Below are 19,849 nucleotides of genomic sequence, written 5' to 3'. Positions count from 1 at the left end.
CTCACTCCTTCATGGCATCAAAACCACCGCGCGCGCGCAGCGCCTCGGCGATGTGGTCCGCATCGTCCAGCGCAAGGACCGTAAACGGTAAGATAATCCGCCAACCGGGGCGGCGCGGTGATCGTGCGCGCCAGGCGTCGATCAGCTTGGTGCCCTTGGTTAACAGCACCGGTGTAAAGCGAATGACCAGCGCAATAGCAGTCTCTAAATACGCGGTTTTCAGACCCAAGGCGCGCAAGGGCGTCGCCAGCCAACGCACCACCGCGATCAGGTCCGACAGTTGCGTGGTCATCGTCACCAGTGTCGCCAGACCAACCGCCGTGACCATCCGCAGCAAGATGACCCCACCCGCATAGGGCGTCCAGGTCACAAGATGATACAGCGCCAGCATCACGACAAAGGGCCACAGCACCCGCAACGCCCGCAGACCGGCACGGAAAAACACCGGGCCGGGCAGGCGATACAGTACCAGCATCCCGGCAAACACCCCCGCATGAATCCACAGGCTCTGCGCCTTGAACAACAGAACCGTCACCACACACAGCGCCGCCAACTTTGCCCCGGCAGGCCAGTCATGGGCGCGCGTCCTAACGGGAGAGGTCAGAGATATCATCGCCCCCCCCTTGCCGCATCATCTCGTCCGTGAAGGCGTCCAGCACGTCCGCCCCCTGCCCTTTCACCGCGCCACGTTCCAGCCACAGCACATGGTCATAGCCTGCCAGATCGCGCGGGTCGTGCGAGACATGCACCAGCGTGCCGTCATAATGGCTCAGATACCGGGCCAGCTGCATCCGCGTGGGAATATCCAGCCCCGCGAAAGGCTCGTCCAGTATCAGGATGCGCGGGGTCATCGCCAGAATGGACATCAGACAGACCAACTGCTTCTGCCCTTGTGACAGGCTGTGCACATGCGCGTCACGCCAATGGGCCTTGCCGAACCGATCCAGCACAGCTTGCGCACGGGCGTCCGGATCATCCACGCCCTGTTGACGCAAACCAAAAGCGACTTCCTCGATCACCGTCGGGAAAATGATCTGATGATCGGGGTTCTGAAACAGAATACCCACCAGCGACAGCGCCGCACGCCGATCCTTTGCCGGGTCGATCCCGTCAATCGTGACCGTGCCCGAGGTCGGCGCAACCAGCCCCGCCAGCAGCCGTGCAAAGGTCGTCTTGCCCGACCCGTTGCGCCCGATCACCCCGATCCGCCGCGCGCTCAGGTCCACCGAGACGCCGGACAGAATCGCGCGCCCGTCAATCACATGATCGACAGCATCAAAGCGAATCTGTGTTACAGCGCCCGTGTCTTTCACCCGAACATCATCCCTTTCGTCACGCATCCACGCGCCTTTTACCGGGGCATAACGGGGAATGCCGCAAGAAAATGCGCATCTCGTGGTTTTACCTTACGTAAGGTCAAGCGCAGAACTGGCGGGTCAGCGCCTCCCACTGGCGGCGCGTCACGTCGCGATCATCGGCCACCATCCAATAGGAATTTTCCGATGGCAGCGCGTCTTGCGACACCCGCACAAGCCGCCCCGCCCCCAACGCGCCCCGCACCAAAGGCAGCGAAGCCAGAAGCACCCCCGCCCCGGCCTCCGCCGCCGACAGTGCGGCGGTGAACGTATCGAACCGCAGCAAGGGCACCGGCGTCGGCGCGTCACCCGTGGCCCGCGCCCAATCGTGCCACCCCGCCCGCGGCCCCGACAGACCCAGACGTGGCAGGCCCTGCCACCCCCCCTGCCCTTCTGTGTCCAGCAAGGAGGGCGCGGCGACGGGGGCCAACACCTCGTCATACAGCCGCGCGCGCCGCGTCATGTCCCAATCCCCATTGCCATAGCGGATCCGGATGCCCGCCGCCCCCGGCCCATCCTCGGACGCCAGAACCAGCGTCTTGAAGCTCAGTTCGACTTCGTCACCCAGCGACAGCCCGGCAAGACGCGGTGCGATCCACAGCGCCAGCACCGACGCGCTGGCCCAGACCGTCACCCGCCGCCGCTGAATGCCGAACAGCTCCTCGGAACTTTGCCGCAACGTCGCCAGAGCGTGCGTGACGTAAGGAAGCCACGCCTCCCCCTCGACCGACAGAATGACGCCGCGCGGCTGACGGATGAACAGGGTCGCACCCAAACGTGCCTCAAGATTGCCGATCCTCTGACTGATCGCCGCTTGAGTCAGTCCTGTTTCCGCCGCGGCGGCAGTGAAACTTCCGGTGCGCCCCGCGGCTTCGAACGCGCGGACCCAATCCAGCGGCAGGTTTGAAACTGGGGTATGTGGCATAACGGTTTCGGGGTCTCAGGTGCGTTTCATCTAAATTGTGCTTATCCATCAAACGCGCCACCATGTCACGGATATTCACCCAATAAGCGGACACACCATGCTTGCTGCAAAAATTGATCCCACGGGGCAGATTCTGACCCTGACCACCCCCGATGACCCCCTCCGCTTCCACGCCATGTGGCTGCGCGACAATGCGTGGGACGAAGACACACGCGCGCCGGGCAACGGACAGCGCCTGGTCGCCCTGCGCGACATCCCGGCGGATACGCATATCACCGATGCCAGCGTGAATGGCGACGCGGTTGAGGTGCGTTTCGCACCCGAAGGCAAAACCGTCACCTATGACGCGCACTGGCTGGCACAGAACGCCTATGACCGCCCCGCCCCGGTGCAGAAAGGCTGGCTTTCCGCTGGAACAGAGCCTTGGGACGCCCGCCTGATGGGCTCGGTCCCCACCGGTGACTTCGCCGCCATGACACGCGACCAGCGCGCCCTGCGCGACTGGCTGGCGCTGGTCAACCGCTACGGTTTCGGCAAGCTGGAAAACGGACCCGTCGAGGACGGCGCCCTGTTCAAGGTGGTCGATCTGTTCGGCTATGTGCGCGAAACCAACTACGGTCGCAAATTCGAGGTCCGGACCGAGGTGAACCCCACCAACCTTGCCTTCACCGGGATGGGTCTGCAAGCCCATACCGACAACCCCTATCGTGACCCGGTGCCCTCGGTGCAAGTGCTCTATTGCCTCGAAAGCTCCGCGGCGGGTGGTGAAAACATGGTGGTTGACGGGTTCGCCGCCGCGTTGCGCCTGCGGGACGAAAACTCTGACTATTTCACCGCATTATCGTCCTGCTGCGCCCGTTTCGAATATGCGGGCGAAGATGGCGTCTGCCTGCGATCCCGTCGTCCGATGATCGAACTGGCCCCGGATGGCGAACTGATCGCGGTGCGGTTCAACAACCGCTCGCTGGCCGCCGTGACCGACGTGCCGTTTGACGAAATGCAAACCTGGTACGCCGCTTATCGCCGCCTGGGCGAGATCATTGACGATCCCGCCATGGAAGTCACCTTCCGTCTGGAACCCGGCGAGGCTTTCGTGGTCGACAACACCCGCGTATTGCACGCCCGCAAGGCCTATTCCGGCACCGGCACGCGCTGGCTTCAGGGATGCTATTCCGACAAGGACGGGTTGCGATCGACCTATGCCGCGATGTGCCGCGCCAGCACGCAGGAGGCTGCGGAATGAAACCCGACATCGACACCCTGACCCCCGACACAATCGTCGATTTCATCGGTGGAATCTTCGATCGTCGCGGCGGAGAAGAATATCTGGGCGAACCCGTCACCATGGCCGAACACATGCTGCAAGGCGCCACCATCGCGCAGCAAAACGGTCAGCCAGAAGACATCATCGTCGGCGCGCTCTTGCACGACATTGGCCATTTCACCTCTGAATTTGGCACCTATCACCCGGATGATACCGAAGACCGCCATCACGAAGACGCAGGCGCCGAGGTGCTGGAACGCTTCTTTCCCAGCGTGATCACCGATTGCGTCCGGTTTCACGTGGCGGCGAAACGGTATCTGTGCGCAACGAAACCTGAGTATTTCAAACGGCTCAGCGAGGCCTCCGTGCATTCGCTTATGCTGCAAGGCGGCACGATGAGCGCGGGCGAGGTCGCGGCGTTCGAGCAGAACCCCAACCTGAAACAGATCATCGCCGTGCGATATCTGGATGATGCAGGCAAACGCGCCGACATGGAAACGCCGGACTTCTGGCATTTCGCCCCGATGGTGCAGCGGATGGTCGATCGGCACTGCAAGGATACGGCCGCGAATTAGTCTCTAATGGCCGGATCAGGGTCTTATTCTACGGGGAACGAGGTCTCAAACCCCGGCCCCCAATGCTTCGTCATCAGGCACCAATTCAGCCCAAAACGAAAAAATCGCGTCAGCATTCAAGGCTGACATCCAGCCGTGTTTCTCAAAATCCAACCGACGAGCGGGGTCGGTCAGCTGGCTCATGAACAGCCGCTTGTCCGCGTCCCGCTGGGTCGGGCTGCGCGACTGCACCAGGCTTTGCACCCGTTTCAGCTTCGCCACACGATCCTTGATCGCCGGATCGTTTGACCTTTGCGATGCGGATTTGTCCGCGGGCAGGTAATCTTCGCTGATCGCGCGGCTCAGGTATTTCGCCGGGCTGCGCACCTCGGGCTGGCCCGCGACATAGTCGATCTTCCCCGCCACGTAATCCTCGCCATGTTCCGAAATCCACTGTCGCGCCAGCCGGTCGCTAACCCCCAGTTCCATCAACCGCGCATAGGTGCGGCTGGTGCGCGTCCCTTCCCCATCGTCGATGTTCAGGATGGCAAGCTGCGGGTTGCGCCGGATCAGGAACCGTATATCCGACACCGCGCGCCCCATCTTGCGGGTCTCGGGCGTGACAATGATATCGGACACCTTGTTCACCTCGGCCACCGCCGGTTTGATCACCTTGGCGTTCAGATGTTTGAAACTTTGGTAATACTCCGACCCGTCCACGCCCATCAGGCGGCGGAAGATGTCCAGCGACCACCAGCCGGTCGACCCGGTTTTCACGAAGCGAAAGCAGTTTTCATACAGCGCCAGCGCATGCCCGCCGGTGAACTGCCGCTGGATGTTCAGGTTGATAAGGGCAAACACTTTCGGATCATGCAGCTTTTCCGCCAGCGCCGGCGAATAAGCATATTCACACACGCCCCCCTTCAACTTGGCATAGGACAAAAGCGCCGAAACGCCCCATTCCTGCCGCCCCGCCTCGTCCAGCATGTCCCATTCCGCCACGGTTTCCGCCAGCCCCCGCAGCGCCGCTTTCAGCGTGTCGATATCGTTGGAGTTATAGCCGATCATCAGGCACAGGGTCTGCGCGTCGATCCGGTGGCTGCTTTGGCTGGTCAGCGTGTCATAGGCATTCAAAAGCAGAACATTGGACAATTTCCGCTGTAACAGAGACAGTTTCCCTGACACGTGAATGGCTGCGACGTTCTTCTTCACGCTTTCGCGCTTCAACGCTCCGGTCAGGCGCGTTCTGTCCTGCTGTTCCATCTGCTCGTCCCTTTATGGGTTTTGCCCCTTATGCCACAAATGGCACCTTCGCTCAATCCGAACATGGGTGCCTTTGACCAAAACACCCGGTCCCGTATCCGGGTGCCTTATCGGTGAAAGGAACCTGTCTACGGGATGGTGAAAGGCGCGTGATGTGCCGGAACGGGCTGAAAACACCGGGTTAACCGCAAAACCGAGTCCTGGAACCGCTCTTCCCGTTTACAGGAGTCCCTGCCCCTGCGAATCGGGGCCTCTGATCCCGTATGCGGGTGCCATTCGCCCTGTGGGCTGGTCCCCAAACCAACTTAGCGTTCTGATAAGTAAGGAATAATTAGGACCAAAGATTCTAAAACCCTAAAAGAATCTACAAGTATGTTGGGGCCTTTTTCAAAGAAGTTTCGCAGCGAAACCTGTAAGGCGTTCCCATCCTGATCGTGATGTGCGATGTTTGCCGCAACAACGTAAAAAACCGCGTATATAGCAGAGAGCAGATGGCACAGAACCCCAAGACCCCTCCCCCACCCTATTTCAACATCGACCCCGAAGCGGCCAGCGCGAAGTTATCCGACCCTATCAGCACTGCCCGATTCGCCAAAGCCGCCGCCTTCGCCTCCAAGGGGCGCGATGATCTGGCCAAGCGCGGCTATGCCCCTGACGGGCGCAAGCGCCTGCGCCGCTTTTCAACGTGGGAGATCTGCAAATACCTGATCCCCGTCGCCCCGGCCCATTTCCGCCGCGTGCTGAAGCAAAACCCCGACCTGCCCCAGGGCGAAGGTGATGGCGGGGCCAAGTGGTTCACGCTGGAAGACGTCCTGAAGCTGCGCGATTTCTTCGCCGCCGAAGGTGTCTCGACCCGGGAATACCGGCCCTGGCGCCCCGAAGGTCTGGACGCCAAGGTGATCGCGGTGGCGAATTTCAAGGGCGGGGTTGGCAAGACCTCGACCGCCGCGCATGTGGCGATGTCGGCGGCGCTTGATGGCTACCGCGTGCTGGTGGTCGATCTGGACAGCCAGGGCTCCATGACCTCGATCATGGGCGGGCAGGTCGAGGATGAATGGCAGACCGCCTTCCCCCTGATGGCCAAGCACTATGCCCAGCATGTCGAGGCCGAAAACAAGGTCCGCGCGGCTGCCGGGCAAGACCCCCTGCCCCTTGATGAAACCCTGACTGAAGCGATGGGTTTCGCTGCGAAACAGGTGATCCAGAAAACGCACTGGCCGAACATTGACCTGATCGGCGCGCAACTAAACCTCTATTGGGCCGAGTTTCAGGTGCCGGTCTGGCGGATGCAAATGCGCTCCTGGCCGCTCTGGGATGCGCTGTCGGGCTTTCTGGAAAGCGAGGGGCTGCTTCAGGAATACGACCTCGTCATCCTCGACACCCCCCCTGCCCTTGGCTATCTGACCATCAATGCGCTGTCGGCGGCTGACATCCTGCTGATCCCGCTGGGCGCGTCGTTCCTGGAATTTGATTCGACAGGCCGGTTCTTCGACATGCTCTATTCCACCTTCGCGTCGATCGAAGATGGCGAAAACTCGATGCGGCGCGCGCATGGCCTGCCGGAAATCCGCTTTGAATGGGACGCCGTGCGCGCCCTGATCACTCGGTTCGATGCGGGTCAGCAGACGGATCTGGCCAACGTGATCCAGGCCTATTTCGGCGACTTCATGACCACATATCGACAGGAACTGACCGCGATGGTCGGGCAGGCCGGCGAGCAGGTGAACGGGATTTATGAGGCCGATTACCGCGAGTTCAACCGTGACACGTACGTGCGCGGACGCGAAACCTTTGACCGGACATGGGCCGAGGTGAAAGAGATCATGCTGGGCTGCTGGTGGCGCGACCTTCAAATGACACAGGCAGGAGATAAGTGATGGCAAAACGACGCAAACTGGAAGCCCCCAGCGCCGAAGACCTGAGCCGCATCGAAGAGGAGTTTAGCAGCGAAACCACCCGCCGATCCCCGATGGCCCCCATCGCGCAGGTTGCCGCCGAGGCCGCCCGCGAAAGCCAGGTGCTGGACGCTGAAACCCGTAGTCTGACCGCCCGTGACAAGGCCGACGCCGAAGCCCATCGCACCGCCCATGACAAGGGTCTGGTGATGGTCGAGGTGCCGCTGGACCAGATCGACAGCGACGACATGGTGCGCGACCGGATCACCATGGACGAGGCCGATATGGACGAGCTGCGCGCCTCGATCCGGCAGAACGGGTTGCGGCTTCCCGTCGAGCTCTATGAGCTGATCGAGCCGAATGAAGGGCGCAAATACGGCATCATCTCGGGCTATCGTCGCGTCCTGGCGATGCGCGGGCTGCTGGCGGCGACGGGGGATCAGAAATATGCCTCGATCAAGGCGCTGATCAAGCTGCCTGACACGCTGCCTGCCGCTTTCGTGGCGATGGTCGAGGAAAACGAGGTCCGCGCCGATCTGAGCCATTTTGAGCGCGGGCGTATCGCGGCGATTTCAGCCCAAAGCGGCATTTTCGACACGTTGGAAGACGCTGTGAACCAGTTGTTTTCCGCCGCGTCCAAGGCCAAGCGCTCCAAGGTGCGGTCCTTTGCGCTGGTGTTCGAAGCTCTGGGCGACATGCTGACATTTCCCGAGTCGCTGAGCGAACGGCAGGGCCTGCGCCTTGCCAGCGCCTTGCGCGCAGGTGCCGAGACCGAGATCCGCAATCTGCTGGCCGAAGCTCAGATCGCGGATGCCGAGGACGAATGGGCGGTGCTGGAAAGCGTCATCGAACAGCATGAAGGGTCCGGGCGTGACAAAAGCCGGGGCGGGCGCCCCAAGCTGCCATCGGCCCGGCGCGAACGTGGCCCTGAGGTCGCGACCTCGACCGGGTTCATCCTGCGCCGCGAGGTGGACAGCCGCGGCTACTCGATCCGGTTCGAAGGCCGCAAGGTCGATGCCGAAATGGTTGACGCGATCATTCGCGAGGTCGAACGCTGGCTTGAGAAACCTTAGCATCGGGGGCAGGGGTTTCGCAGCGAAACCGGGCCGGGGTCACAACCCCGCCGCCTTGGTCAGGTTGACGCGGAAGCGATCACGCCTGCGTTGGTAACGGCGGGTCATTTCAGCGGAACTGTGCCCCAGATGTTTCTGCACGAAACGTTCGTCCACCTCGGCGCTGCTGGCCAATCCCGCCCGCAGACTGTGACCCGAAAACAGGGCCAGCCGCTCTTTTTCCGGCAGGTCCGCCCGAATGCCGGCGGCCAGCACCGTGCGCTTGATCAGCCGGGCCACGTGGCGATCGTTCAGTCGTGCCTCCAGCGCGCGTTTGCCGTCGCGCGAAGTGCGGGTGAACAGGGGGCCGAAGTCGATTTTGGCGAAGTGCAGCCACTGTTCCAGCGCGTGGACCGGGCAGTTCCGGTCGGACGATCCGCGGCCGACTTCAACCTCGCGCCAGCCGGTCTTAGCGTTCAGGGTCAGCAGCGCACCATCTTCGAGGATCTCGACCCAGCCGCCGCTGTCGGGCGTGTCGTCCTTGTGGACATCAAGGCTTACGATTTCCGAACGCCGCAGTCCGCCTGCGTAACCCAAAAGCAAGATGGATCTGTCACGCAGGCCGCGCAGGTCGAACCCCAGAGTGGCAACCATGGCCAGAATGTCGTCGGCCAGGATGGCCTCTTTCTGCACCGGGGGGCGGGCGTGTTTGCGCTTGATGCCTGACAGGATCGCGGCAATGTGGCGGTCGCGGCGGTCCAGGGTCATCCCGCGCTGCGCATACATCCAGCACAGGCCCGACAGGCGCCGGTCGATGGTGGCCGGCGACAGGGCCGGGGCCATGTCGTCACCGGTCGCCAGATGGGTCAGATACAGCCCCACAAGCTGCGGCGCGGGGGGCAGGGGATCGGCGCCGCGCAACCGGCACCACCGGGTGAAGTCCGCCCAGTCGGCGCGATAGGCTTTGCGCGTGTTGTCGGACGTGGACGCCTGCGCATAGCGGCGCGCGGAATCCGCCAGACGCTCCAGCGCCGCCGAGGGCGCGACCTGCGGGGGCAGGGGGGCGGACTGCGATTCCGGGTCCGCGTCTGCGGGGATGTTTTCGGGCGGTTTGCTCATGGGAGTCAGCTTTTTCACGTTATGTCCGATAAGGCAAGCTTATTGGACATAACCCTGTTCGGCGAAGAGGGGCGGTTTTTACAGTATTTGGTAGTCAAAAGCGCCGGCGCGAGATAGTGTCGTGACATGATATATGGTCGCCCAACCTTCGACAGAGACCCTCTTAGCTTACCCCAGATGCCGCCCTGGGTCACATTGGCACGCGCCGAAACCCTTGGAGATTTGGCGTTTTTGTAGGGTGCGGCACTCAACCACTTACATCTCGTGCTAGGGTGCGATCCTGTACCCCAGGCCTTGTTGCGGGAGAGGCTTGCGCTGCGTGCGACGGAGGCTTGTGTCGCGTTTTCGGGTCGTCCAGAGCGGGCAGGGGAGCTTCGCGATGTGGTTCATCTGCTGCGCCCCGGCGACCTGCCCGGTCCGGCAGGCGAAACCTGTCTGGCGTGGCGTCGCGCCACGGAAAGGCCGGTGACCGTGAAAGCTCTGGTCCGGGCGCTGCCTGCACTTCAGGGTGACAAGATCACGAGTTGGCTCGATGCCGGGCAGGGTGCACCGGTTAGTCGCGCGGCAATGGTGCTGGAGGCGGTACTAAGCGATGCCCCCCGTGCCGAGGTACCCGCACTCGTCCTTGCTGACGCGACCCTCGCTCAGGCGCTTGGTTGGGATCATCTTGTGCAGCTTCTGACCACAGGCCTGAAACGCGCCGACATGCGCAAGCGAGGCGAAGACCTACACTCGGCTTGTCATCGTGCGTTCGTCTCATCGTCGGGTGATGCCGTGCGTCTTTCAACTGACCTCGCGCGGCGTGCAGCGCAACTCAAAGTGGTCGCGCCGAAGCTGCGCGCCAAAGGCGCGGAGGCCGCTGTGACTGTACCCTAATTAATCGGAATCTCGCCTGAAATATTCCAACGATATCAATAGGGCTTTGTACCCTTATTCTTCATACTGTACCCTTAATTCCAATATTGTCCCCTTAATCGCCAGACTGTCGGATCTGTGGACAACCTCCACTTCTTCGGTTGCATGTCAGCTTACATAACCCCACTACACAGCGCGGAGCGCCGACTGATCGCTCGCGGTGTACTCTGTGGATATATTGGAATTAAGGGTACAAAACCCGACAATAGTACGCCGAATCCGCAGAATCTGATTAATTAGGGTACAGTGACATCCAGGCCGAGCTCGTGGGGCGGCCTTATGAGCTAACGCTAGTATCCGGCGGATGGAGTTCCGCACCAAGACGCAGTTCGCCGAGGCCATTAAGGCATCCGCAGATCTAAGCGACCAGTTGCTCGCTTTCTCCAAGATTGTCCAAGGTTGGTGGCTGCTGTCAGCCCCGATGTTAATCTGAATTGGGATTCTACGCTGATGTCTGAGACTTAATTTTTTGGGGAAACCAAATGCAGCCTAGTTCGCTACACGGCAACTGCATTTCTCGTATGGATAATGTATCCAATATCCGTTATTAAGAATCCAGAATCAACTTTGGAGAAGCACTTTGACTGTTTACCCGACCCGTTGCGCATTGTGCGGGGAAGGGCAGTCGAACTGAAAAAGGAACCGGCCATGAACGAAAACGTTTTCTCTGGCACGATGCCGGCATTGATGACGCCTTGCACATCGGACCGAGCCCCAGATTTTGAAGCCCTCGTCAGAAAGGGCAAAGAGATGATCGAGGCTGGTATGTCTGCCGTCGTCTATTGCGGCTCGATGGGAGATTGGCCGCTTCTGACGGATGCAGAGCGGATGGAGGGCGTCGAGCGTCTGGTCACCGCCGGTGTTCCGGTCGTTGTTGGCACCGGCGCTGTAAACACTAAATCCGCAGTGGCGCATGCTGCCCACGCGCAAGAAGTTGGTGCCGTCGGGCTTATGGTGATCCCGCGTGTGTTGTCTCGTGGATCTTCGCTGGTGGCCCAGAAAAACCACTTCAAAGCTATTCTGAGCGCCGCTCCGGACATTCCTGCGATTATCTATAACAGCCCGGTCTACGGCTTTGCGACGCGTGCAGATCTGTTCTTCGCGCTGCGCTCGGAACATGAAAACCTGATTGGTTTCAAAGAGTTTGGTGGCAAAGATGATCTGACCTACGCCGCCGAGCACATCACCAGCAAAGACGAACGGGTCACGCTGATGGTCGGCGTTGACACCGAGGTCTATCACGGATTCGTCCGGGCAGGTGCAACCGGTTCGATCACTGGCATCGGCACGGCACTTCCAAAAGAAGCTTTGTTGTTGGCAGCGCTGTCCCAGAAAGCTGCGGAAGGTCATGCAGAAGCTCGTTTGCGCGCACGAGAGTTGGAAGAAGCATTCACCGTTCTGGCTTCATTTGATGAAGGAACCGATCTGGTGCTCTTCTACAAACACCTCCTCGTTCTGAACGGGGAAGAAGAATACAGGCTGCATTTCAACGCGACAGATGAACTGAGCGATGCGCAGCGCAACTACTGCGAACAGCAATACATGCAGTTCCGTAACTGGTTTGCCGATTGGTCCACGCAGGGCGGGATCATCGCGGAATGCCTGTAGCACATAGCCGCGGGGGCGGCGCGAGGCGGTCTGCAACGCAGGGGCCGCTCCGCGTCGGATCACATCCACAACAACAGAAGAAATCGGCCTAACCGATCTTAGCTTTGCCGACAATCGTTCAGCGAAACGGTCGGTGTTTCAACGACTTAACGGAGGAAAACAATGAAACTAGTATCCATGCTCACAGCTGGCGCCTTGGCGGTTGCATCCACCGGCCATGCATACGCGGCCGAGATCAATTGGAAAATGACGGCTGCCATTGGCGAAGGGTCATTTCTTTACCAGAACTTCATGGAACGCTTTGTGAAAAATGTCGGGATGATCACACAGGATCGTGTGCATATTCAGCCTTTTGGCGCAGGCGTTTTGGCACCCGCATTCAAGGCGTACGAGGCGGTGCAGGATGGGATCGTTGAAGCGGGTCATTCCACCCCATCATACCTTGTTAACCAAGATCCAACCAACGCCGTGTTCGCCAGCTTCCCCGGCGGCATGTCCGCGGAAGCAACACTTCATTGGGTGTATGAAGGCGGTGGAGAGAAGCTGCTGCAAGACTTCCGGCGCGATGATATGGGCTTGCACAGCCTGGTCGTCGGCATTGGCACCTCAGAGATTATGGCGCATTCAAACGTCAAGATCGAAACCGTCGCTGATCTCAAAGGCGTAAAGTACCGGACCTCCGGAGCGTTTGCAGAGGTTCTGAAGGACAGTTTTGAGGGTGTGCCGACCGTGGTGCCGGGCAACGAAATCTATACGCTGCTGCAGCGAAAAGGCGTTGACGCGATTGAATGGTCCACCCCTGGTGCCAACATCACCGAAGGTTTCCACGAGGTTGCGCCATATTTGATCATGCCAGGCGTGCAGCAGCCATCGTTCTTGTGGGAAGTGTTCGTGAAGCAAGAGACTTGGGATGCGTTGCCAGAGGATCTCCAAAATCTGATCACCGCTGCGGCGAAGCTGAGCACTTATGAAAGTTACACGCGTTTCGGTGACAGCGACATCAAAGCGATGGACGAATTCCGCAAATCGAAAGTCGAAATGATTCAAATGGATCGTGCTGAATCCGAAAAGATCCGCGAGGCGGGCCGCAACTGGGCACGCGCCCAAGCTGCCGCGCAATCGGACAGCGGAAACACCAGAATGCAGGACGTCTTGGATAGCTATTTGGCTTATCAATCCGGCTGGGCCCAAAACTCGGGCTACCTGGTTCGTGATACCGCCGAATAACTCAAACTCTCAGAGATGGCCGATCCTGTGGTCGGCCGTCTCGTTCAGGAGGTTTCCATGATGCTATTTCGAAACAGCGTCGAGTGGTTCTCAGATGTTCTGGGCATCCTCGGACGGTTGGCCATCATCACCCTGATTGGGGCGATGCTTTACGAAGTGACAGCCCGCTACGTGTTTGGGGCGCCGACACTTTGGGCGTTTGACATCTCTTACATGTTGAACGGTTCGATCTTTCTTCTGGGGGCCGCCTATTCTTTGCGCGAAGATGCCCATGTCCGTATCGACTTCCTGTCCCAGAAATTTCCAATGCGTGTGCAACAGATTGTAAACGGATCGTTTTATCTGTTGATCATGGCACCGGTGTCCTTTGCGTTTGCTTGGGTTGCGGGGACCAAAGCCTTTAAGGCGTTTGTGACAGGCGAAGTGGAAAGCGTCAGCCCTTGGGCGCCGCTTGTTTGGCCCTTCTATCTGGTCATTGCGGTCGGTCTTCTTGCGTTCGCGCTACAATTCGTCGTCGAAGCTCTGAAATTCCTGCTTGGCGAAAAAAGCCCGGGTGAAACCGATGCCGAACTGCAAGCGTTGGAGATTGACCAATGACCCCACTTCTGATGTTTGCGGCGCTTTTCATCCTTGTTTTTGCGGGCCTTCCCGTAGCGTTTTCACTGATGATTGTCGCAGTTGGGTTTGGTTTGACGGTGTTCGGCGACCTTATTTTCCTTCAGCTTTACGGCGCGCTTCTTCACACCGCGTCGAATTTTGTGTTGGCCGCCATTCCCCTGTTCATTTTCATGGGGGCCGTGCTGGAACGATCTGGCATCGCCAAGCGTCTTTTCTATGCATTGCAGCTGTGGCTGGGCGGGTTTCCCGGTGGGCTGGCGTTATCTACGATTGCGATGTGCGCGATTTTCGCAGCGGCTTCGGGTGTCGTGGGAGCCGTCGAAATCGTGGTGGGCTTAATGGCCATTCCGGCGATGATGAAGGCCCGTTACAAAAACGACCTCATCGCGGGCACAATCTGCGCGGGTGGATCGTTGGGCACCATCATTCCACCGTCTGTCATCGTCGTCGTTTACGCGTCCATCGCACAGCTATCCATTGGTCAACTGTTCGCGGCATCCATCCTGCCGGGGTTGCTGATGGTTACGTTCTTTATCGCATACGTCTTGATACGCAGTATCCGCAAACCTGCTGATGCGCCTCCATTGCCACGCGAAGAACGTGAAATCCCGATGTCCCAAAAGCTCTGGGTCACCATGACCGCATTGCTGCCTCCGCTTGCCTTGATCGGGATGGTGTTGGGCTCGCTTCTGGCCGGGGCTGCGTCCGCGACAGAAGCCGCCGCCGTTGGGGCTGCGGGCACGCTTGTGCTGACCATGATGTTCCGCGAACTGAATTGGAAGATGTTGATGGACGCTCTGGGCGTGACGCTGCGCATCACGTCGATGATCATGCTGATCGTTGCGGGTGGGACCATGTTCACCAGTATTTTCGCTGTTACCGGTGGTGGCAATCTGGTGCGCGATACGGTCGCCACGATCGGATACGGCAATGCGGGGATTATCGCTTTCTTCCTCGTGGTGGTTTTTTTCGCTGGCTTTGTCCTTGACTGGGTGTCGATTGTCTTGATCTTCATCCCGATCTTCGCCCCGATTGTGAAAAGCGCAGGGATTGACCCGATCTGGTTTGCGATGATGGTGTTGGTTGTGATCCAGACGTCTTATCTGACCCCTCCCATGGCGCCGTCCATCTTCTATCTTCGATCGATTGCCCCAAGCAGTATGACCTATGGGCAAATGTATCGCGGCGTTTTGCCTTTCGTGGCAGCCCAGATGCTTGTTTTGCTGGTCATCATATTGTTCCCGGCCATTGCCACATGGTTGCCGACGATCCTTGTCGGGTTGTGACGTGCCAAAGGGTCGTGTGCAAAACGAGCACTGATTGTCCGTTCGACACAAGCCCCAACGAATGGCGGCTTGTGTCGACCAACCCATTTGCAGTTACCTTACTGGGACTGTTTGCCCCAATCGAACTAAGGAAGCGATGATATGCGCAGCACCAAAACTATTCATGTCATATCAGCCCACGCCGAGGGCGAAGTCGGGGATGTCATCGTCGGGGGCGTGCAACCGCCACCCGGAGACACGCTTTGGGAGCAGCGCTCATTCATCGCACGTGATGAAACTCTGCGGAATTTTGTGTTGAACGAACCACGCGGCGGCGTCTTTCGGCACGTGAACCTTCTGGTGCCACCTAAGCACCCCGAAGCGGATGCGGCGTTCATCATCATGGAGCCCGAAGACACCCCGCCTATGTCGGGATCAAATTCGATCTGTGTCTCGACCGTTCTGTTGGACGGCGGGATCATACCGATGCAGGAGCCGGAAACGCATCTGGTTCTGGAGGCACCCGGCGGGTTGGTGCGCGTACGGGCGGAATGTCGCAACGGCAAGGCCGAGCGTATCTTCGTGCAAAACGTAGCCAGCTTTGCCGACAAGTTAGGCGTGCCGCTTGAGGTGCCGTGGCTCGGCACAATCACGGTGGACACGGCGTATGGCGGCGACAGTTTTGTTGTCGTGGACGCCAATGAACTGGGGTTTGAAATTGCCGAGGGAGAAGCAAAGGATATCGCGCGCCTTGGCGTGGCCATTACCGATGCGGCAAATGATCAACTGGGATTTTCGCATCTTACGAATGCGGAATGGGATCATATCTCGTTCTGTGCGTTCTGTGGTCCGCTCAGCAAGACCGAAACAGGTTTAACCGGTAAGTCCGCGGTGGCCATTCAACCTGGTAAGGTGGATCGCTCACCCACCGGCACAGCGGTGTCTGCACGCATGGCGCTTATGGCGGCGAAAGGGCAGATGCAGGTCGGACAGACCTTCGATGCCGTTTCGATCATTGGGTCACGATTCACCGGACGTATACTCGACTGGTCAGACGTGGGCAGCCGGCGCGCCATCCTTCCCGAAATCAGTGGCAGGGCATGGATTACCGGGATCCATCAGCACATGCTGGATCCCGATGACCCGTGGCCAGATGGATATCGTCTTAGCGATACATGGGGCGCTTAGCCCCCATTCTGAAGGGTCTTGAGATCCTCAAAAAGAGCTGCCGGGACTTCGACATATCCTCGGGCGATATTTCGCGCGCGCGCGTCAAAACGGCGTTGCGATGGTAAGCGCGCTCCCTGATCGACGATATCTGCAAACAGCCGTTCGGCACGGGCGTCGTTCCGGGCCGTCTGGCCGCCGCTGAAGTGATCGGGGTCGAAGGCCAGGATCAACTCTCCATGATAGGGGGCGCCGCCCATGCCCTCGGCGAATTTCATGCTTTCCATGCTTGTTAGATCGTCAATAAGCGGACCGGCCAAAAGCTCGATCATGATGGATAGAGCACTGCCTTTATATCCGCCAAATGTCAGCATCGCACCATCCAAAGCGGCCTGGGGGTCGGTTGTTGGATAACCGTCTTTGTCAACAGCCACGCCTTCCGGAAGCGGTTTACCTGCACGCAGATAAAGCTCAATCTCGCCCCTTGCAAATCCACTGGTGGCGAAGTCGAACGTGAAAGGGTTCCGGCCCGATCGCGGCCAACTGAAGGCCAGTGGGTTCGTCCCAAGCGTCCCGCGCTTCCCACCTGCCGGTGCCACCCACGAATGGCTTGGCACCATCGCCATTGCCGCCAGTCCTATTGATGACAACTGCTCGACCTCAGGCCAAAGGGCAGAGAAATGAAAGCACCGATTGATTGCCAGCGCCGCAATGCCGTGTTTGCGGGTGTTATCGATCAGCCGGGGTAAGCCAGCTTCAAACGCGAGAAGTGACATCCCTTGCCGGGCGTCGATCCGTGTGACGGCGCCCTCGGTCGCGTGCAAGACCGGAAGAGCCTGCCCGTCGATCTTTCCCGCCTTCATCGTTTCACAGCACATCAACAATCGGAAAAGCCCATGCGAATGGCAGTCATCTATCTGACACGTCGTGATGATTTTCGCGATGGCAGTCGCGTGCTGATCGCTAAAGCCATGTTTCGTTAAGATATCCGTGCTGAGCCTGGATAGGCGTTCAATTTCCAAGGGGACAACGGTGTTCATTCCTAATCTCACCCTCAAATGTTTCAAGCTGGATATTGGATACAACATTTTCGGCCGTGATATCAACCCGAGACAAGTATACCCAAAGCCAAATTTTGTTTGAAAAGAAAGGCAATATCGCTAAATGTATCCAAAATTCAGATGTTGAGTGGGAGGCATCATGACAAGCAGGCGTGCAATACCAAGGCAAAGTCTTCCAGATGTCATCGCCAACGATTTGCGAGAGCGAATTCTAAGCGGAGAACTTGCAGAGGGCGAAACCATTCGTCAGGAAAGCTTGGCGGAAGAATATGAAGTCTCACGTATGCCAATCCGCGAAGCGCTAAAGCGGCTGGATGCAGAGGGGCTTGTCAACCTGACCACGAACCGTGGATCCACGGTCACGAAACATTCGCTGGCCGAGATCGGCGAGATTTTTGACCTGCGAATCCTCATTGAAGTTGACCTGTTTCGACGTGCGATCCCTGCAATGACGTCAACTGATTTCGCGCGTTGTGAAGATATATTGGACAGAATGGAACAATCATATGACGCCGATGATGTCAGCAAATGGGGAGCGTTGAACTACGATTACCATTCCGCGCTTTACGCCGCCGCGAACCGTGGGCTGACAAACGAGCTTCTTCAGCGAATTAATCTACAATCAGATCGATATGTTCGCATGAACCTGAGTGTTATGGAGCAGCGAGAGCCCGCCAAGGACGAACATCGGAATATGTTGAAACTTGCGCAGGAGCGTAAAATTGACGTGGCCTGCGAGATGCTGACCCAACATATCCTTCGGACCAAAACCCAGTTGTTGGAAATGGTTGCAGCAAGGCGCGCAACGGAAGGTGAATGACGGTGTCGCGTAGGGGGTTGTGATTTGCGGGATATTGGATACATTATCCGAAATCTGAACATGCACATATCGTGCCATCCAGAAATCGAGGATACGATGACCTTCAATCCCCATGGTAAACATCTGATTGCTGGCGCTTGGACTGCCGGCGATGCAACCTTTTCATCATCCCCCGCTACCGGCGCAGCACATAGCTTTGCAATAGGACGGGTGAGCGATGTTGATGCCGCTGTTCAGGCCGCAGAAGACGCGTTTTGGAGCTATGGGTATTCAAGTCGCGAAACCCGCGCGGCCTTTCTGAACAGCATCGCCGACGAGATTGAGGCGCGAGCGACAGAAATCACGGAAATTGGCACGCAGGAAACTGGGCTTCCCGCTGAGCGGCTGGCGGGTGAGCGTGGTCGCACAACCGGCCAGCTTCGTTTGTTTGCTGACCATATTTTGAAGGGCGACTATTTGGACCGGCGCAATGACGCTGCCTTGCCGGATCGTGCACCCTTGCCGCGGCCCGAGATGCACATGATTCAACGCCCCATTGGACCGGTTGCCGTGTTTGGCGCCTCGAACTTCCCGCTGGCCTTTTCGACGGCTGGTGGTGACACCGCCGCAGCCCTGGCCGCAGGGTGTCCGGTTGTCGTCAAAGGACACAGCGCCCATCCCGGCACAGGTGAGATCATCGCCGAAGCGATCCACGCCGCTATTCAGAAATGTGATCTACATGCCGGTGTGTTCAGTTTGATCCAAGGCGGAAACCGCCAGGTTGGGGCTGCGCTGGTGCAGCATCCATTGATAAAAGCTGTGGGATTCACCGGGTCTTTGGCCGGCGGCCGGGCGTTGTTTGATCTTTGTGCGGCCCGCTCAGAGCCCATTCCGTTCTTTGGAGAGCTTGGCTCAGTCAATCCGATGTTTGTTCTGAATGCCGCCTTGGACAACCGGTCCGAGGAGATAGCAAAGGGCTGGGCTGCGTCTTTGACGATGGGCGCAGGACAATTCTGCACCAATCCCGGAATAGCGATCGTTCTATCAGGTGCTGGGGCGGATCAGTTTGCTGAAAGCGCGAAAACTGCTCTGTCAGATGTCGGAGAGCAAACGATGCTGACCGATGGAATTGCCGCGGCCTATCAGGCGGGTCAGCGTCGGATCGCGGATACTGACGGTGTGCGTAAACTATTGGTAACAAGCTGCGATCAACGGTCAGCTTCACCGAACTTGTTCATCACCGACGCAAAGAACTGGCTCGCAAATGAAAGCCTGTCGGAAGAGGTGTTTGGCCCACTTGGAGTGATCGTGATGGCCGACACGTTGGAAGACATGCAGCGCATTGCACGAAACCTTCAAGGGCAGTTGACCTGCACCCTTCACGTCGACGACGAGGATCACGCCGCCGCTGCGTCGTTGATCCCTATTCTTGAACGCAAGGCCGGGCGTGTGTTGGCAAACGGCTTTCCGACCGGGGTAGAGGTCTGTGATTCAATGGTTCACGGCGGGCCGTATCCTGCCTCGACCAACTTTGGTGCGACCTCAGTGGGGACATTGTCAATTCGACGGTTCTTGCGCCCGGTGTGCTATCAAAGCATTCCGGCAGGACTATTGCCCGATGATCTGGTGTGACAGAGAAGGACTTAAGGTGGGCGGGCACGGGCAATTCGTGTCCGTTTCTTTTTGAACTGAAACACGCAGGTTCACTTTTAGGCTTCGCACAGAACCAGCCCACGTATCCTGATGTACAGGGGCTATAATT

At 58.7% G+C, this 19,849-nt stretch carries 17 protein-coding genes and 1 pseudogene; 12 read left to right on the top strand and 6 right to left on the bottom strand.

Features of this window, described 5'->3' with window-relative positions:
• Position 1: 1 nt before the first annotated feature.
• The 3 genes from IE188_RS14745 to IE188_RS14735 all read right to left on the bottom strand — a co-directional run bounded on the left by IE188_RS14745 (position 2) and on the right by IE188_RS14735 (position 2,280).
• A complete protein-coding gene (locus tag IE188_RS14745; RefSeq protein WP_191287282.1) occupies positions 2-613 on the bottom strand; it encodes an energy-coupling factor transporter transmembrane component T family protein in 612 nt (203 codons plus the stop codon).
• Entirely contained in the window at positions 588-1,340 is a 753-nt protein-coding gene (locus IE188_RS14740) for an energy-coupling factor ABC transporter ATP-binding protein (protein WP_191287281.1), read from the bottom strand. Before IE188_RS14740 ends, IE188_RS14745 begins: the two co-directional genes overlap by 26 nt.
• 76 nt (positions 1,341-1,416) lie before the next feature.
• Entirely contained in the window at positions 1,417-2,280 is an 864-nt protein-coding gene (locus tag IE188_RS14735; protein WP_191287280.1) for a LysR family transcriptional regulator, read from the bottom strand.
• Between the two features lie 97 nt (positions 2,281-2,377).
• Between IE188_RS14735 and tmpA the strand changes: the two genes are divergently transcribed.
• Together tmpA and tmpB are read left to right on the top strand one after the other, a co-directional pair.
• Positions 2,378-3,523 carry a 2-trimethylaminoethylphosphonate dioxygenase gene (gene tmpA, locus IE188_RS14730; RefSeq protein ID WP_191287279.1) on the top strand — a complete coding sequence of 382 codons (1,146 nt, stop codon included), beginning with the start codon at positions 2,378-2,380 and terminating at the stop codon, positions 3,521-3,523.
• Positions 3,520-4,119, top strand: a complete 600-nt coding sequence (gene tmpB / locus IE188_RS14725; protein WP_191287278.1) for a (R)-1-hydroxy-2-trimethylaminoethylphosphonate oxygenase — start codon at positions 3,520-3,522, stop codon at positions 4,117-4,119. Before tmpA ends, tmpB begins: the two co-directional genes overlap by 4 nt.
• A 45-nt stretch (positions 4,120-4,164) precedes the next feature.
• On the opposite strand, the gene IE188_RS14720 is transcribed toward tmpB, so the two are convergent.
• Positions 4,165-5,361: a replication initiation protein gene (locus IE188_RS14720; RefSeq protein WP_191287277.1), complete on the bottom strand. Its 1,197-nt coding sequence runs from the start codon at positions 5,359-5,361 to the stop codon at positions 4,165-4,167.
• A gap of 491 nt (positions 5,362-5,852) precedes the next feature.
• Between IE188_RS14720 and IE188_RS14715 the strand changes: the two genes are divergently transcribed.
• Together IE188_RS14715 and IE188_RS14710 are read left to right on the top strand one after the other, a co-directional pair.
• Positions 5,853-7,238: an AAA family ATPase gene (locus IE188_RS14715; protein WP_191287276.1), complete on the top strand. Its 1,386-nt coding sequence runs from the start codon at positions 5,853-5,855 to the stop codon at positions 7,236-7,238.
• Positions 7,238-8,329 carry a ParB/RepB/Spo0J family partition protein gene (locus IE188_RS14710; protein WP_191287275.1) on the top strand — a complete coding sequence of 364 codons (1,092 nt, stop codon included), beginning with the start codon at positions 7,238-7,240 and terminating at the stop codon, positions 8,327-8,329. Before IE188_RS14715 ends, IE188_RS14710 begins: the two co-directional genes overlap by 1 nt.
• A gap of 39 nt (positions 8,330-8,368) precedes the next feature.
• Here the strand turns inward: IE188_RS14710 and IE188_RS14705 are convergent, their stop codons facing one another.
• Positions 8,369-9,427, bottom strand: a complete 1,059-nt coding sequence (locus IE188_RS14705; RefSeq protein ID WP_191287274.1) for a tyrosine-type recombinase/integrase — start codon at positions 9,425-9,427, stop codon at positions 8,369-8,371.
• Positions 9,428-9,553: 126 nt separating this feature from the next.
• Between IE188_RS14705 and IE188_RS14700 the strand changes: the two are divergent.
• From IE188_RS14700 to IE188_RS14675, 6 genes and pseudogenes are all read left to right on the top strand, one after another.
• A pseudogene (locus IE188_RS14700) lies at positions 9,554-10,291 on the top strand (DUF1403 family protein); the annotation flags it as partial.
• Between the two features lie 699 nt (positions 10,292-10,990).
• A complete protein-coding gene (locus IE188_RS14695; RefSeq protein ID WP_191287273.1) occupies positions 10,991-11,950 on the top strand; it encodes a dihydrodipicolinate synthase family protein in 960 nt (319 codons plus the stop codon).
• A 162-nt stretch (positions 11,951-12,112) separates the two neighbouring features.
• Positions 12,113-13,177 (top strand): TRAP transporter substrate-binding protein DctP, encoded by a 1,065-nt coding sequence (gene dctP, locus IE188_RS14690; RefSeq protein ID WP_191287272.1) that lies wholly within the window; start codon positions 12,113-12,115, stop codon positions 13,175-13,177.
• Between the two features lie 57 nt (positions 13,178-13,234).
• A complete protein-coding gene (locus tag IE188_RS14685; RefSeq protein ID WP_191287271.1) occupies positions 13,235-13,774 on the top strand; it encodes a TRAP transporter small permease subunit in 540 nt (179 codons plus the stop codon).
• Complete coding sequence (locus tag IE188_RS14680) at positions 13,771-15,081, top strand: TRAP transporter large permease (protein WP_191287270.1); 1,311 nt, start codon at positions 13,771-13,773, stop codon at positions 15,079-15,081. The genes IE188_RS14685 and IE188_RS14680 overlap by 4 nt, the downstream gene beginning before the upstream one ends.
• A 141-nt stretch (positions 15,082-15,222) precedes the next feature.
• A complete protein-coding gene (locus IE188_RS14675; RefSeq protein ID WP_191287269.1) occupies positions 15,223-16,248 on the top strand; it encodes a trans-3-hydroxy-L-proline dehydratase in 1,026 nt (341 codons plus the stop codon).
• Here the strand turns inward: IE188_RS14675 and IE188_RS14670 are convergent.
• A complete protein-coding gene (locus IE188_RS14670) occupies positions 16,245-17,267 on the bottom strand; it encodes an Ldh family oxidoreductase (protein ID WP_191287268.1) in 1,023 nt (340 codons plus the stop codon). The genes IE188_RS14675 and IE188_RS14670 overlap by 4 nt on opposite strands.
• A 160-nt stretch (positions 17,268-17,427) precedes the next feature.
• On the opposite strand from IE188_RS14670, the gene IE188_RS14665 reads away from it, so the two are divergent.
• Together IE188_RS14665 and IE188_RS14660 are read left to right on the top strand one after the other, a co-directional pair.
• Positions 17,428-18,108, top strand: a complete 681-nt coding sequence (locus IE188_RS14665) for a GntR family transcriptional regulator (protein WP_191287267.1) — start codon at positions 17,428-17,430, stop codon at positions 18,106-18,108.
• A 96-nt stretch (positions 18,109-18,204) separates the two neighbouring features.
• The gene (locus IE188_RS14660; RefSeq protein ID WP_191287266.1) at positions 18,205-19,719 is read left to right on the top strand and encodes an aldehyde dehydrogenase (NADP(+)); all 1,515 of its coding nucleotides are present in this window, start codon (positions 18,205-18,207) and stop codon (positions 19,717-19,719) included.
• Positions 19,720-19,849 lie beyond the last annotated feature (130 nt).

The sequence above is a fragment of the Aliiroseovarius zhejiangensis genome, assembly GCF_014656375.1.
GTDB lineage: Bacteria > Pseudomonadota > Alphaproteobacteria > Rhodobacterales > Rhodobacteraceae > Aliiroseovarius > Aliiroseovarius zhejiangensis.
The sequence above is the reverse complement of the archived record's forward strand: the minus strand, read 5'-3'. Positions and strand labels throughout refer to the sequence as shown.

Coding starts and splice junctions, on each gene's coding strand:
- IE188_RS14740 (WP_191287281.1), bottom strand. CDS start 1,340: ATGCGTGACGAAAGGGATGATGTTCGGGTGAAAGACACGGGCGCTGTA.
- IE188_RS14685 (WP_191287271.1), top strand. CDS start 13,235: ATGATGCTATTTCGAAACAGCGTCGAGTGGTTCTCAGATGTTCTGGGC.
- tmpA (WP_191287279.1), top strand. CDS start 2,378: ATGCTTGCTGCAAAAATTGATCCCACGGGGCAGATTCTGACCCTGACC.
- IE188_RS14710 (WP_191287275.1), top strand. CDS start 7,238: ATGGCAAAACGACGCAAACTGGAAGCCCCCAGCGCCGAAGACCTGAGC.
- IE188_RS14680 (WP_191287270.1), top strand. CDS start 13,771: ATGACCCCACTTCTGATGTTTGCGGCGCTTTTCATCCTTGTTTTTGCG.
- IE188_RS14660 (WP_191287266.1), top strand. CDS start 18,205: ATGACCTTCAATCCCCATGGTAAACATCTGATTGCTGGCGCTTGGACT.
- IE188_RS14705 (WP_191287274.1), bottom strand. CDS start 9,427: ATGAGCAAACCGCCCGAAAACATCCCCGCAGACGCGGACCCGGAATCG.
- tmpB (WP_191287278.1), top strand. CDS start 3,520: ATGAAACCCGACATCGACACCCTGACCCCCGACACAATCGTCGATTTC.
- IE188_RS14735 (WP_191287280.1), bottom strand. CDS start 2,280: ATGCCACATACCCCAGTTTCAAACCTGCCGCTGGATTGGGTCCGCGCG.
- IE188_RS14715 (WP_191287276.1), top strand. CDS start 5,853: ATGGCACAGAACCCCAAGACCCCTCCCCCACCCTATTTCAACATCGAC.
- dctP (WP_191287272.1), top strand. CDS start 12,113: ATGAAACTAGTATCCATGCTCACAGCTGGCGCCTTGGCGGTTGCATCC.
- IE188_RS14675 (WP_191287269.1), top strand. CDS start 15,223: ATGCGCAGCACCAAAACTATTCATGTCATATCAGCCCACGCCGAGGGC.
- IE188_RS14665 (WP_191287267.1), top strand. CDS start 17,428: ATGACAAGCAGGCGTGCAATACCAAGGCAAAGTCTTCCAGATGTCATC.
- IE188_RS14670 (WP_191287268.1), bottom strand. CDS start 17,267: ATGAACACCGTTGTCCCCTTGGAAATTGAACGCCTATCCAGGCTCAGC.
- IE188_RS14695 (WP_191287273.1), top strand. CDS start 10,991: ATGAACGAAAACGTTTTCTCTGGCACGATGCCGGCATTGATGACGCCT.
- IE188_RS14720 (WP_191287277.1), bottom strand. CDS start 5,361: ATGGAACAGCAGGACAGAACGCGCCTGACCGGAGCGTTGAAGCGCGAA.
- IE188_RS14745 (WP_191287282.1), bottom strand. CDS start 613: ATGATATCTCTGACCTCTCCCGTTAGGACGCGCGCCCATGACTGGCCT.